At 64.0% G+C, this 12,466-nt stretch carries 13 protein-coding genes; 5 read left to right on the top strand and 8 right to left on the bottom strand.

Going from position 1 to position 12,466, the window contains the following annotated elements; translation table 11 throughout:
- Positions 1 to 3: 3 nt before the first annotated feature.
- On the top strand, positions 4 to 426 hold the full coding sequence (locus IYW40_RS10930) for a hypothetical protein (protein WP_196400247.1): 423 nt from the start codon (positions 4 to 6) through the stop codon (positions 424 to 426).
- A 194-nt stretch (positions 427 to 620) separates the two neighbouring features.
- On the opposite strand, the gene rsmD is transcribed toward IYW40_RS10930, so the two are convergent.
- Entirely contained in the window at positions 621 to 1,178 is a 558-nt protein-coding gene (gene rsmD / locus IYW40_RS10925; RefSeq protein ID WP_196400248.1) for a 16S rRNA (guanine(966)-N(2))-methyltransferase RsmD, read from the bottom strand.
- Between the two features lie 3 nt (positions 1,179 to 1,181).
- On the bottom strand, positions 1,182 to 2,999 hold the full coding sequence (locus tag IYW40_RS10920) for a pseudouridine synthase (protein ID WP_246720724.1): 1,818 nt from the start codon (positions 2,997 to 2,999) through the stop codon (positions 1,182 to 1,184).
- 228 nt (positions 3,000 to 3,227) lie between these two features.
- Here IYW40_RS10920 and IYW40_RS10915 point away from each other — a divergent pair, with 228 nt between their 5' ends.
- Entirely contained in the window at positions 3,228 to 3,674 is a 447-nt protein-coding gene (locus IYW40_RS10915; protein ID WP_196400250.1) for a nucleoside deaminase, read from the top strand.
- A gap of 107 nt (positions 3,675 to 3,781) precedes the next feature.
- Here IYW40_RS10915 and IYW40_RS10910 read toward each other — a convergent pair whose 3' ends face one another.
- Both IYW40_RS10910 and IYW40_RS10905 read right to left on the bottom strand, forming a co-directional pair.
- On the bottom strand, positions 3,782 to 4,645 hold the full coding sequence (locus IYW40_RS10910; RefSeq protein WP_196400251.1) for a patatin-like phospholipase family protein: 864 nt from the start codon (positions 4,643 to 4,645) through the stop codon (positions 3,782 to 3,784).
- Positions 4,642 to 5,526: an alpha/beta hydrolase gene (locus IYW40_RS10905; RefSeq protein ID WP_196400252.1), complete on the bottom strand. Its 885-nt coding sequence runs from the start codon at positions 5,524 to 5,526 to the stop codon at positions 4,642 to 4,644. Before IYW40_RS10905 ends, IYW40_RS10910 begins: the two co-directional genes overlap by 4 nt.
- A gap of 207 nt (positions 5,527 to 5,733) precedes the next feature.
- Here IYW40_RS10905 and IYW40_RS10900 point away from each other — a divergent pair, with 207 nt between their 5' ends.
- Positions 5,734 to 6,318, top strand: coding sequence for a carbonic anhydrase (locus tag IYW40_RS10900; protein ID WP_175094991.1), 585 nt, complete (start codon positions 5,734 to 5,736; stop codon positions 6,316 to 6,318).
- A gap of 126 nt (positions 6,319 to 6,444) precedes the next feature.
- Here IYW40_RS10900 and IYW40_RS10895 read toward each other — a convergent pair whose 3' ends face one another.
- From IYW40_RS10895 to IYW40_RS10880, 4 genes are read right to left on the bottom strand one after another with little or no spacing between them, the layout of a single operon-like run.
- Positions 6,445 to 6,786 (bottom strand): rhodanese-like domain-containing protein, encoded by a 342-nt coding sequence (locus tag IYW40_RS10895; protein ID WP_196400253.1) that lies wholly within the window; start codon positions 6,784 to 6,786, stop codon positions 6,445 to 6,447.
- Between the two features lie 17 nt (positions 6,787 to 6,803).
- Complete coding sequence (locus tag IYW40_RS10890) at positions 6,804 to 7,157, bottom strand: carboxymuconolactone decarboxylase family protein (RefSeq protein WP_175094993.1); 354 nt, start codon at positions 7,155 to 7,157, stop codon at positions 6,804 to 6,806.
- Complete coding sequence (locus IYW40_RS10885; protein WP_196400254.1) at positions 7,154 to 10,390, bottom strand: efflux RND transporter permease subunit; 3,237 nt, start codon at positions 10,388 to 10,390, stop codon at positions 7,154 to 7,156. Before IYW40_RS10885 ends, IYW40_RS10890 begins: the two co-directional genes overlap by 4 nt.
- Positions 10,387 to 11,364, bottom strand: coding sequence for an efflux RND transporter periplasmic adaptor subunit (locus tag IYW40_RS10880; RefSeq protein ID WP_196400255.1), 978 nt, complete (start codon positions 11,362 to 11,364; stop codon positions 10,387 to 10,389). Before IYW40_RS10880 ends, IYW40_RS10885 begins: the two co-directional genes overlap by 4 nt.
- 527 nt (positions 11,365 to 11,891) lie before the next feature.
- Here IYW40_RS10880 and IYW40_RS10875 point away from each other — a divergent pair.
- A complete protein-coding gene (locus IYW40_RS10875; RefSeq protein WP_196400256.1) occupies positions 11,892 to 12,251 on the top strand; it encodes a metalloregulator ArsR/SmtB family transcription factor in 360 nt (119 codons plus the stop codon).
- Positions 12,248 to 12,448, top strand: a complete 201-nt coding sequence (locus tag IYW40_RS10870; RefSeq protein ID WP_196400257.1) for a DUF2892 domain-containing protein — start codon at positions 12,248 to 12,250, stop codon at positions 12,446 to 12,448. Before IYW40_RS10875 ends, IYW40_RS10870 begins: the two co-directional genes overlap by 4 nt.
- Positions 12,449 to 12,466: the final 18 nt, after the last annotated feature.

The following is a 12,466-nucleotide window of genomic DNA, read 5'->3' as shown; positions in this document are numbered from 1 at the left end:
GTCATGATTCTCGTGTTGATCTTCGTCGGCGTCGCTTTGGCGGCAGGCGGCGTGCTCTCATTGCTCGACGGACAGTTCAGGGTCAGCAAGGTGACGGCTGTCATGGCCTTCGTCGGCGGATTGATCATGGTCGTTGGCGCTGAAGCCGGACTGATCGGCTCCAGCTCGTCCTTCTTCAAAGCGCAGCAGATTAAAACGTCGGCCTGCGAATTGGACGGCGAGTCGGCATATCCCGAAAATCGCCGCTTGGATCCAAATCACCTGATCCGCAAATATATTTTGGGTTGCATGGCGCAGTCAGGCTATGCCTGGACAAGCGCTCACGAGCACTGCAAGGAAGCGCCGCTCGCAACAAATCCGCTGTGCTATTTGCCAACCGGCCTTTTCGATCGCGCGGTGACGAAAGTCCAAGTCGCCTTTGAGTGATTCAAAAATCCGTTTGAACGGAACGGCTGTCATTCCCGACGCGCGCGAAGCGCGTGATCGGGAATCCAGCGCACGACCAGCATTCTTGGACCGGCTCTGGATTCCCGGTCAGGCCTTCGGCCTGCCGGGAATGACAAGGTCCAAGCGACGGATCAGCCCGAGTCCATATGAGAGTGTAGCGCTTCCTTTGAGCGCTAACGAATATAGCGCGCGAAGACGAATTGCGTGTCGCCGTAGCGGCGTTCGTCTTCGCGCAGCAAATTCGGCGGCAGGTCGACTTGCGCCTTGGCGCTTTCTTCGACGACGACGATCGCGTCCGGCGCAAGCCAGTCGCCATCGACAAGCGCGATAAGCGCTTGCGTCGCGAGATCCTTGCCGTAAGGCGGATCAAGAAAGGCGAGCGAAAACCTTTCGCCCGCCGGCGCGGCGCCGAGCTTGGTGGCGTCCCGGCGAAAGATGCGCGTGACGCCGCCAAGTCCCAGCGCTTCGATATTGGCGCGCAGCAACGCGCGCGCCTCCGCGCCGTCGTCGACGAAAAGCGCTCGCGCCGCGCCGCGCGACACGGCCTCGAGTCCGAGCGCGCCGGCGCCGGCGAAGAGATCGACGACATTTGCGCCCGCAACCGGATCGCCGAAGCGATGCGCGAGAATGTCGAAAACGGATTCGCGCAGCCGTTCGGACGTTGGTCGAATCGCCTGCGAACGTGGTCCCGAAAGCGCTCGACCGCGCAGGGCGCCGCCAACGATGCGCATGGTCTATGCGCCGCGCGGCTTGCGTGGTCCCTTCGGCGGCCCTTTGCGCGGTCCCTTGAAGGGCCCTTTGGGCGGTCCTTTGCGCGGCGCGCCTCGACCGCCAGCGGGACCTCTGCCTGGTCCGCTGCGTGGACCTTTGTGCGGGCCCCGAGATGGTCCGCCGCTGCGCGAGGGCCGCGCATCTCCGCCCGAGCGGGGCTGATCGAATTTGCGTTCGCGAGTGGCGCGGTCGCCAGCTGAAAATTCGCGCTCGCCGCTGCGCGCCGGGCGCTTGTCGAATGTCCGTGGCCGCTCCTGGCGCGTCGCGCTGGCGCCGCGCGTGTCCCGTCGCGCCTCGTCCCCGTCGCGACGCGGCGGACGCTTTTCGAACCGCGCGTCATCGCGATTGGCCGCGCGATAATTTCTCTGACCGCTCGCGCGGTCGTCCGGCCGCTTCTCGAATCGCTGCGTGTTGCGCGGGCGTTCGTCTCGCCCCTCGGCGTTCCGCTCGCGCGGCGCTCGCGTCGCCGGACGCGCCCCGCGCTGTTCGTCGAAGCGCGGCGTACGGCGCTGTTCGGGCGCGGCCCGCTCATCGCGGCGGCGCCCGTCCTCGCGCAGGAAACGCTCGCCGCGCGGCTTGCTGTCGCGCGATGGGCGTTCGGATCGCGCCTTCGGCTGGTGCGGCGCGCCATCGGCGCGCATCGCATCGAAGCGTCGGGCGTTGCGCGAAGGCGCAGCCGTCTCGTCGCGCCGCCGCGTCGGAGTCACCCGCTCAACGGCGACGGCGCGGCCCTTGCGATCGGCGACCGCGCCGCGCGTCACGCGCGCCCGCGGTCCGGCGTCGCGGCGCTCGTCCTGCTCTTTGCGCAGCGTGGAGACATGTTTGCGCGGACGCTTCTCGGCGCGCGCACGAATCTCCTGCTGCTCCGCCGGCTCCTTCTCGCGCAGCGGCGCGGCGAAATCGACGCCGGCGAGTTCAGCAAGCGATTTGCCCAGTTGCTCGCGCAGCATTTTCAATCGCACTTCTTCGACAGCGCCTTCCGCGAGATCGCCGAGCTGGAAGGGTCCGTATGAGACGCGAATGAGCCGCGTCACGTCGAGCCCGAGATGCGCCATGACGCGCTTGATCTCGCGGTTCTTGCCTTCGGTGAGGTTCATCGCGATCCAGACGTTGGCGCCTTGCTCGCGTTCGAGCCGCGCCTCGATCGGCGCATAGTGGATGCCGTCGATCGTCACGCCGTCGCCCAATGAATCGAGCTGCGCCTGATCGATCGCGCCATGCGCCCGCACGCGATAGCGCCGCGTCCAACCGGTCGCGGGCAATTCGAGCGTGCGCGCGAGGCCGCCGTCATTGGTGAGCAGCAGCAGCCCTTCGGTATTAATGTCGAGCCGGCCGACGCTGACGAGCCGCGGCAGGTCCGGATGGCGTTCCTCAAGATAAGAGAACACCGTGGCGCGGCCTTCTTCGTCGCGCGCGGTGGTGACATAGCCGGCGGGCTTGTGGAACAGAAAGAGTCGCGTGCGCTCGCGCGCCTGCATTGGCGCCCCGTCGACCGTGATCTTGTCGCTGTCGCTCACATTGAAGGCGGGACTCGTTTGCACGCGACCATTGACGGCGACGCGGCCTTCCGTGATCCAACGCTCCGCGTCGCGGCGCGAACAGACTCCGGCGCGCGCCATAACCTTGGCGATGCGATCGCCTTCAAAGGCGCCTTCGCGGGGCGCGGGCGCAGGCGCAGCGACGCGCTGCTTGGCAGGGGACTTGGCAGGGGACTTGGCGGGGGACTTGGCGGGGCGCTTGCCGCGCGCGCTTTCGGGGTCGCGCGCGGCGGGTTTGTCCAAGCGAGGTTTGTCGAAGCGAGGTTTCTCAAGGCGAGGTTTGTCGAAGCGTGGCTTTGCTGGCCTCGAGTCTTCGCGCCCGGCGTGTGCGGCCGGCGTCTTCTTGGCGGGCCGGCGCAAGGGCCGATCGCCGCCGGGGGAGCCGGCGCGGGTATTTCGGTTCTTTTCAGTCATGGGTTCTGATAGCAGGCGGCAAGCGCGCTTTGAAGCGCGATCGCTGAAGAGATACAAATGAATGGCACGGACCCTTTCAGCGCCGCCTTCGAGCAGGCGCGCGCTGCGGCGGCGGCAGGCGAAGTCCCGGTCGGCGCAGCGCTTATGCGCAATGGCGAAATCATCGCCGCCGCCGGAAATCGCGCGCTGCGCGATCGCGATCCGACGGCGCACGCCGAAATGCTTGTGATTCGCCAAGCCTGCGTCGCACTCGGCTCAGAGCGCCTCGTCGACTGCGACCTCTATGTGACGCTCGAGCCTTGCGCCATGTGCGCGGCTGCCATTTCCTTCGCGCGCATTCGGCGGCTCTATTATGCGGCAAGCGATCCGAAGGGGGGCGCCGTGGAGAACGGGCCGCGGTTTTTCTCGCAGCCGACCTGCCATCATCGGCCGGAAGTCTATGGCGGCATTCGCGAAAGCGAGGCGGCGCAGCTCCTTCGCGAATTCTTTCAGGCGCGGCGCTAGAGCGTGGCTCGCGAAAAAGTGGAATCTGGTTTTTCGCGTAAAGCGCGCTCTGATTTAAGGGATGGAGCAGGATTCACGTTTGAGGCGGATCGCATCTGCGATCGGCTTCAAACGATCTTGCTCCGAGCCTCTAATCGCAGCGCCGCCTGCGCCAGTCCCTGGCGCAGCGTGTCGCGGCAGGCGTCGCCGGCGGCGAAAATGCGCGACGCCTTGAAGAGGTCCAGCGCGAGATATTGATGCACTTCCGGTCGGATGAGCACGTCGGGCGGCCGCTCGGCTATCATGCGCGAGCTGATCGCGTTCATCATGATCTGGCTCGCGACGATCATCGTCTCGAAGGCGGACGGCGGCCCCTTGCCAGTCTCGACGCCGAAATTGCCGGAGACGTCGACGGCGATGACAATGTCGGCAAGGCCCCAGAGATGGTCATAAGGAAGAGGATTGACCAATCCGCCATCGACGAAATAGCCGTGATCGCTCGTGGCGGCGCGCACGATGCCCGGAATAGCCATCGACCCAGCCACGGCGGGACGCAATGGTCCCGTGGCGAAGACCGCCTCGACTCGGCGACGAAAATCGGTGGCCACGACCTGCAGCGGAATGCTTAGATCCTCGAACCGTTCCGGCATGCCTTCGGGCCAGAAGGCGTGAAGAAAGCGCTCGCCGTCGAACAGCAGCGGATGCGCGACGCGGGAAAGAAGCCGCTTTCGCCCCCGCGCCCGAGCGTGAAGCAGCCGGCGCGCGAGTCCGATGCGGTTCTTGAGAATCGCCTGAGTGTGGGCGCGCAGCGCCGCGCCCGAGAAGCCCGCGGCGTAAGCGGCGCCGACGATGGCGCCGATCGAGGCGCCGGCGATGGCCACCGGCCGCACGCCCAGTTCATCGAGCGCTTCGAGCACGCAGATATGCGCAAGGCCGCGCGCGCCACCGCCGCCAAGGGCGAGCGCGACGGTCTTGCCGCGATAGAGGCTCACAGGAAATTTTCCAGGACGGCAAGCGTCTCCGCCGGCGCCTCTTCCATCGGATAAAGGCCGGACTCGACGCGCGCCTCGGCGATATCGTCGCCCCATTCGCGCCACGCGTTGAGAAGCGAAGGGCCGTCCGCCCGGAAGCTCGCGGCGCCGGCGACGATGAGCGTGGGCATGGCGAGGTTCTTGCCATCCGCCTTGTCGGCCGCAAGATGCTCGCGATCGATCGTGGCGCCGGCGCGAAAATCCTCGCAGAAGCCGTGAATGCGCGCCGGGTCGTTGAAGGCCTGGCGATAGGCGGCGAGCGCGTCCGCGCCGAACGGCTCCAGCGACTTCGCCTTGGTTGCGTTCATCAGCGCGTCATCCAGAAAGCCAATCGGATCGAGCCCGATCAGCTCTTCCGGCTTGGGCGCGTCAGCCGCCAGGAAACGCGCGCGTCCGACCCGCTGCAAATCCGCGTCGCCGAAATCATCGTCGATCGGCGCGATATTGATGAGCGCCATCTTATCGAGCCGACCGGGCTGATCGAGCGCGAGGCGTTGGCCGACGCGCGCGCCCCTGTCGTGGCCGATGAGCGCGAAACGCACATGGCCGAGCGACTCCATGACCGCGACGACATCGGCGGCCATTTCGCGCTTCGTATACTGCTCGCCCTTCTCGCTCGCAGGAACCGCCGACCAGCCATAGCCGCGCAGATCCATCGCAACGACGCTGAAGCGCTTAGCGAGCGCCGGCGCAATTTTGCGCCAGGCGACATGCGTCTCGCCGAACCCATGCAACAGAACCACGGGACGGCCCTCGCCGTGGACGCGGGCGAATATCTTTCCAGCCGGCGCATCGATCCAATGCGAAGCGAAACCAGGAAAAAAATCTGCGGAATCGGACATGCGTTACAATCATCTCCCTTAGACCTGCGCATCTGCGTGAACGTTATACAGTATCAGCGCAGACGCTCTCGGAATATATATCGCTGATCGTCAAGCGACTATGTCACGAAGATCGTCCGCCTTGTCTGCTTGAAAAGGAAGCTGAAGCGCTTCAATGTTGAGGAAGGTCAAAAAGCTTCGAAACAACACGGGCAACGGGAGAGACACATGGCAAGCCAGATCGTCAACGAGGTTGTAACGGCGAACAATGCTTACGCCGCCAATTTTGGAAGCAAGAGCGAACTTGCGCTGCCGCCGGCGCGCGGTTTTGCGATCCTGACCTGCATGGACGCGCGTCTCGATCCCGCGAAATATGCCGGCCTGTCGGAAGGCGACGCGCATGTGATCCGCAACGCCGGAGGGCGCGCATCTGATGATGCGATTCGCTCGCTCGTCATTTCTCACAAGCTGCTCGGCACCAAGGAGTGGTTTGTCATTCACCACACCAATTGCGGCATGGAGCTCTTCTGCGACGAGATCATGAGCGACTTGCTGGATGATAATCTCGCGACGGCGAGTTTCGACGGCGAGAACTGGTCGAACCCGCAACATGGCGGCGGCTGTTCAGCCGGCCATTTCATCAAATGGCACACGATCGAGAATCAGGAGGAAAGCGTCGCGCAGGACGTCGCGCGCATCCGTTCGCATCCGCTGGTGCCGAAAAACATCCCGATCTACGGCTACATCTATGATGTGAAGACCGGCAAGATTAACGAGGTCACGGAAGCGACCAAGGTCGGGAAGGCGGCGTAACCCGCTTCAGGCTGAGTTCCGACGCTTCGCTTGGCGAAGCGATCGCGACTTACGTGATATCTGGATCCCCGATCGCGCTACGCGCGTCGGGGATGACAGTTCGTGCAGGTCAACCCGCCGGGTTGCCTATTCCACCGCGCCGCCGCGGGCGCGCCAGCCGCCAGTGCCCGGCGCGTAATGGCGAAGATCCTTTCGTCCGGCGCCCTGCGCCTGCGCGAGCGCCTTTGCCGAACGCCCGCCCGCCTGGCAAATGAGGACAACGTCGCCCTTCGGAAGCTTCGTCGGATCGAAGCTCGACAGCGGCATGTTCTTGGCCCCCGGCACATGCCCGGCGCCATATTCATGCGGTTCGCGCACATCGACGATGGCGCAGGATTTGTCCGCCACGACGCGGCAGAAATCATCATGCTCGATCGTCGGCGTCGCGCCGCCGTCCCCGAGTTTCGATAAGAGAGAGCCCAGAGCCATTGTTCGTTCCTTTCTTCTCAGGCCTGCTGTTCGGCGTCGAACTGTGCGAAGGCGGCGAGCGCGTGGCTCGCATACATCACCGACGGTCCGGCGCCCATGTAGATGCTCATAGCGAGCGTCTCCATCACCTCCTCGCGCGTCGCGCCACGCTGTGACGCGGCTTTGGCGTGGAAAGCGATGCAATCGTCGCAGCGAACCGCGACGCTGACCGCAAGCGCGATCAGTTCCTTTGTCTTGGGGTCGAGTGCGCCTTGGGCGCCCGCAGAGATCGCCATCGCCGAAAAGGCTTTCATCACCTCGGGCGAGCCGACGCGCAATTCTCTTATGTCGGCGGAGAGCTTCTTGGCGAGCGCCGCCCAGTCTTCGATCATGAGGCCCTCCTTGTGAGTTCGTCGTCGCGCAAGACGACATAGATCGCGGGGATGACAAGCAGGGTCAGCGCCGTCGATGAGGCGAGGCCAAAGACCAGCGAAATGGCGAGGCCCTGAAAGATAGGGTCGGTGAGGATAAAGGCCGCGCCGATGATCGCCGCGGCGGCGGTGAGAAATATCGGCTTGAAGCGGACGGCGCCCGCCTCGATCAGCGCCGCGCGCAAGCTCATGCCGCCGGCGCGCAAATGCCGGATGAAGTCGACGAGCAGGATCGAATTGCGCACGACGATTCCGGCGAGCGCGATAAAGCCGATCATCGAGGTGGCGGTGAAGGCGGCGTTGAACAAGATATGGCCGATGACGATGCCGACGAGCGTCAGCGGCACCGGCGCAAGGATCACGAGCGGCAGTTTGAACGAGCCGAACTGCGCGACGACCAGAAGATAGATGCCGAGCAGCGCCACCATGAAGGCTGCGCCCATGTCGCGGAAAGTGACATAGGTCACCTCCCACTCGCCGTCCCAGAGCAAAGTGGGTTTGGAATCATCGAGCGGCTGGCCGTGATATTTGATCGTCGGCGGACCTGAGGCGCCCCAATCGATTTTATTGATCGCGTCTTCGACCGCGAGCATCCCATAGATCGGCGCTTCGAAACGTCCGGCGACCTCGGCGCTGACCATTTCGGCGAAGCGGCCGTTATGCCGGAAAATCGGATAGGAGCCGAGTTCGCGCGTCGCCTTGACGACGTCGCCGAGCTCGACATTAGCGCCCTGACGCGCCGTGCCGCCGGCAGGCAGCGGCGTCGACAGGATGCGTTCGCTCGGCGTCATGGCCCCTCGCGGCAGCGCCACGGTAATATCGATGGGCTTCGCGCCGCCGCCCTTTTGCGAAAAGCCGATCTTCACGCCGCCGACCAGAGCGCCGATCGTGTCGTAGACGGCGCGCTCTTCGACGCCGTGATATTCGAGCGCTTCCTGATCAATCTCGAAGCGCAGGCGCTCGGCGCGCTGGCCGAAGCTGTCGTCCGTATCGACGACGAAATCGACCGCGTCAAAAGCCTTGCGCACTTTCGCCGCAAGATCGCGCCGCGACTGCGCGTCCGGACCATAGACTTCGGCGAGCAGCGTCGACAGCACGGGCGGGCCCGGTGGCACTTCGACGACCTTGATCGCGGTATGCTCCGGCGCGGGCAGGCCTTCGAGCCGCTTGCGAATGTCGAGCGCGATCGCATGGCTCGCGCGGCTGCGCTCGGCCTTCGGCTGCAGATTGATCGCCAGATCGCCCATCTCCGGCGCCTTGCGCATATAATAGTGCCGCACCAGACCGTTGAAGTTGAACGGCGCGGCCGCGCCCGCATAGGATTGAACCGAGGTCAGCTCCGGAATGTCCTTCAGGCGATCGGCCGCCGCCGTCAGCACCCGATCCGTTTCTTCGAGCGAAGCGCCGCGCGGCAGATCGACGACGACCGCGATCTCCGACTTGTTGTCGAACGGCAGCAGCTTTACGCGGACGGTTTTCGTCACGAAAAGCCCCATTGAAAGAAGCGTCGCGATGCCGACGGCCGCAAGAAACCATTGCGAGCGCTTGCGGCCCTTCAGCAAGGGCGTCGCCACGCGCACATAGAAATTGCCCATGGGGCCGCGTTCATGCGCATGATCGACGCCGTCGCCGCGCTCCTGCGCGAAACGTTTGCCGGCGACTTTGAGCAGAAGCCAGGGCGTAATGGTCATGGCGACAAAAAAGGAAAAGATCATCGCGAGCGAAGCGTTCGCGGGGATGGGGCTCATATAGGGCCCCATCAGACCCGAGACGAACATCATCGGCAGCAGCGCGGCGACGATGGTGAGCGTCGCGACGATGGTCGGATTGCCGACTTCCGCCACGGCTTCCACAGCCGTGTCGATCAGGCTGCGGGAGCCGCGCATATGCCAGTGGCGCACGATGTTTTCAACGACGACGATGGCGTCGTCGACCAGAATGCCGATCGAGAAGATGAGCGCGAATAGACTGACGCGATTGATCGTATAGCCCATCAGCCATGAGGCGAAGAGCGTGAGCAGAATGGTCGTCGGGATGATGACGAAGACGACGACGCCCTCGCGCCAGCCGACCATCACCACGATGAGCGCGACAATCGAGACGGTCGCAAGCGCGAGATGGAAAAGCAGCTCGTTGGCCTTCTCCGTGGCCGTCTCGCCATAGTCGCGCGTCACCGCGATCTCGATGTCGTCGGGGACGATGCGGCCCTTGACCGCCTCCAGCCGATGCATGATCTCGTCGGCGACGATCACGGCGTTGGCGCCCTTGCGCTTGGCGATGGCGATGCTGACGGCGGGACGCTTATCAAGGCCGCCGGCGGCGTTGCGGGTCATTGTCCAGCTGAGCCGGTCGGGCTCGGCCGCGCCGACGCGCACATCGGCGACGTCTTTTACATAGACCGGTCGCCCGTCTCTTGTGGTGAGGAGCAGCAGGCCGACATCGGGAACGCCCTGCAAGGTTTGGCCGGCGACGACCGGCACGGCGCGATTGGCCTCGCGAAACGCGCCGACGAGAAAGGAGCGGTTGGCGTTGGTCAGCTTGTCGATGAGCTGATTGAGCGTCATCCCATATTGCGACAGGCGTTCTGGATCGGGCTCGACGCGGATCTGATTGGGGCTGCCGCCGACGATATAGCTCAGGCCGACGTCATTGACCTTGGTGAGGTCGTGCTGCAATTCCTCGGCGACCTGATAGAGGCCGTTGTCGGTCCATCGATCGGCGCGCTCCGGCTTCGCCGACAGCGTCAGCACGACGATCGCCACGTCATCGATGCCGCGGCCGATGATCAGCGGCTCGGGAATGCCCTTCGGCAATTCGCCGATATTGGCGCGTATCTTGTCGTGAATGCGCAGCACGGCGTTGTCCTGCGGCGTGCCGACAAAGAAGCGCGCCGTGACGACCACATTGTCGTCGCGCGTCTGCGAATAGACATGCTCGACGCCGTTGACGCCCTTGATGATGTCTTCGAGCGGGCGCGTGATGAGTTCGATCGCGTCTTCAGCCTTATAGCCGTTGGCCGACACCATAATGTCGACCATCGGCACGGAGATCTGCGGCTCCTCCTCGCGCGGCAGCGAGCGCAGCGCGATCAGTCCGACGAGGATCGAGGCGAGCAGCAGCAGCGGCGTCAGCGGCGAATTGATGAAGACGCGCGTCAGCGTTCCCGAAATGCCCGGGCGAAACTCTGCGCTCATGGCGTCGACACCACGTCGCCGTCATGGAGGCCGGAAAGAATCTCGACGCCGTCGCCGTGCGCTTCGCCAAGCTGAATGACGACTTCTTCGCCGGAGGCGAGTCGGACGAAATCCACGCCGGCGCGTCGATAGACCGCGTTGCGCGGGATGATGATCGTGTCACGCTTGCCCGTCGTGACGTAAACCCGCGCCCGTTCGCCGACGAAATAGTCGCCGAGCCCTACGACGTCGACGTCGGCGATGACGCGGCCGCCCTGAATTTCGGGATAGACGATGCGCACGCGACCCTGCTTGCGTCCGCCGCCCGCCTCTTCGTGCAAGCCGCGCGCGCCGATCTCCACCTTGTCGCCGGCGCGCATGAAACGCGCGTGACGTTCGGGCAATTGCAGACGCAGGATATATTTGTCTTCGGCGATGGTCGCGATGGTTTCGCCCGGCATGACAACGCGGCCGACGGAAACCGGAATGGAGAGGATGCGGCCAGGCCCCGGCGCGCGCACCGAGCCTTCCGCCGCCTGCTGTTCGATCACGCTGCGATCGGAGCGCAGGGCCGAGAGGTTGCGGTCGGCGACGTCGAGCGCGGTTTTCGCGTGATCGAACAGCGCCTTGGTATAGACTCCGCGCCGAAACAATTCCTGCGCGCGATCGAAATCGCCCTGCGCCTTGTCGCGCTGCGCCTGCTGAGAGCGGATGCGCTGATCGAGCGCCTGAACCTGCAGAAAAAGTTTCTGATCGACGATGGAAGCGATCTCCGCGCCGCCGGCGACGTCATCGCCCTCTTTGATCTTGAGTGCGCTCACGGTGCCGCCGATGCGGGCCCGCGCCGTCAATTGATGCGCCGGCTCCACCGAAGCGACGACCGCCTTGAGGTCATCCACCGGGGCGACCCGGATCACAACCTCTCCGGCGTTCGCGCCCGAGGAATAAGTCAGCGCTGCGAGGAGCGCCGTCGGCGCGAGATAAGAGCGGCCCATCTGTCCCATGCGCCTATTTATATGCATAAAACGTAAATTAGCAACTGCGAATTTATGCGCGTGCGGATCTTGTCGCTATAAAAGCGGAAAGGGCGGCGCGCCGCCCTCGAACTCTCCGTGTGAAATTTTGTCAGCCCCAAAGGTTGCACCAGCCGCGCGCGCTGACGGGGCCGCTCACTACGCCGCAGCCCGAGGGCGCGTTGAACCAGGAGCAATTGGCGCAGCTTTGCCGGCCGTTCGGCGCACCGCGGTAGGCGGCCGCCGATTTGCTCGACTTCGCTTGCGCGCTCGTTGTCCTCAGTCCAGCCGCTGCCGCGCCCAACAGCAACATCAAGGAGCGGCGCGTCGGCGCAAGACATTCAGCCATTTCACTCTCCCTTCGCAATTTGTCCGTTCTCGGACGATTCCATTAAATTAGATGAACGTAATATACTGGATTTCTGTCGGCTTGAATGCGACATAAGCGCTCTTCGGAGGCGCCTCTGGCGCTCTTGACAATTATATTCAATATTCGTAATTTAGACATCATGAATGTAAATCTGCTTGCTCTGGCGCCGAAAGCTGCGGAGGCCGAAAGCTTTCTCAAGGCGTTGGCCAACCGCCATCGGCTGATGGTGCTCTGCCAGCTGCACGGAAGCGAGCTGTCGGTGACAAAGCTGCAGGAGGCGATTGGACTGAGCCAATCGTCGCTCTCGCAGCATCTTGCGCGGCTGCGCGAGGACAAGCTCGTCAAGACCCGCCGCGAGTCGCAGACGATTTACTATTCCTTGTCCGATGGGAACGTCTCGCGGATCATTGGACTGCTCTATGAAATGTTCTGCGCCGAGCAGTGCGGCAAGCCAGCCAAACCGCGCGCGCGCGTCAAATCGAAGGAACTCACCCGATGAGCATTGATCGCATCATCATGGCCTTCGCCGGGACCATGATCCTCCTGAGCCTGCTCTTGGCGCAGTTGTTCAGTCCGTGGTGGCTCGTGCTCACCGCTTTCGTCGGCGTCAATCTTCTGCAGGCCGCCTTCACAGGCCTCTGCCCATTGGCGATGGCGCTGAAGCGGTACGGCGCCAAATCAGGCGCGGCCTTCTAGACGTCATCGGCGTTCAGC

It is taken from the genome of Methylocystis sp. H4A (assembly GCF_015709545.1).
In the GTDB taxonomy this organism is placed as follows: Bacteria; Pseudomonadota; Alphaproteobacteria; order Rhizobiales; family Beijerinckiaceae; genus Methylocystis; species Methylocystis silviterrae.
This window is presented reverse-complemented; position numbering and strand designations above follow the sequence as displayed.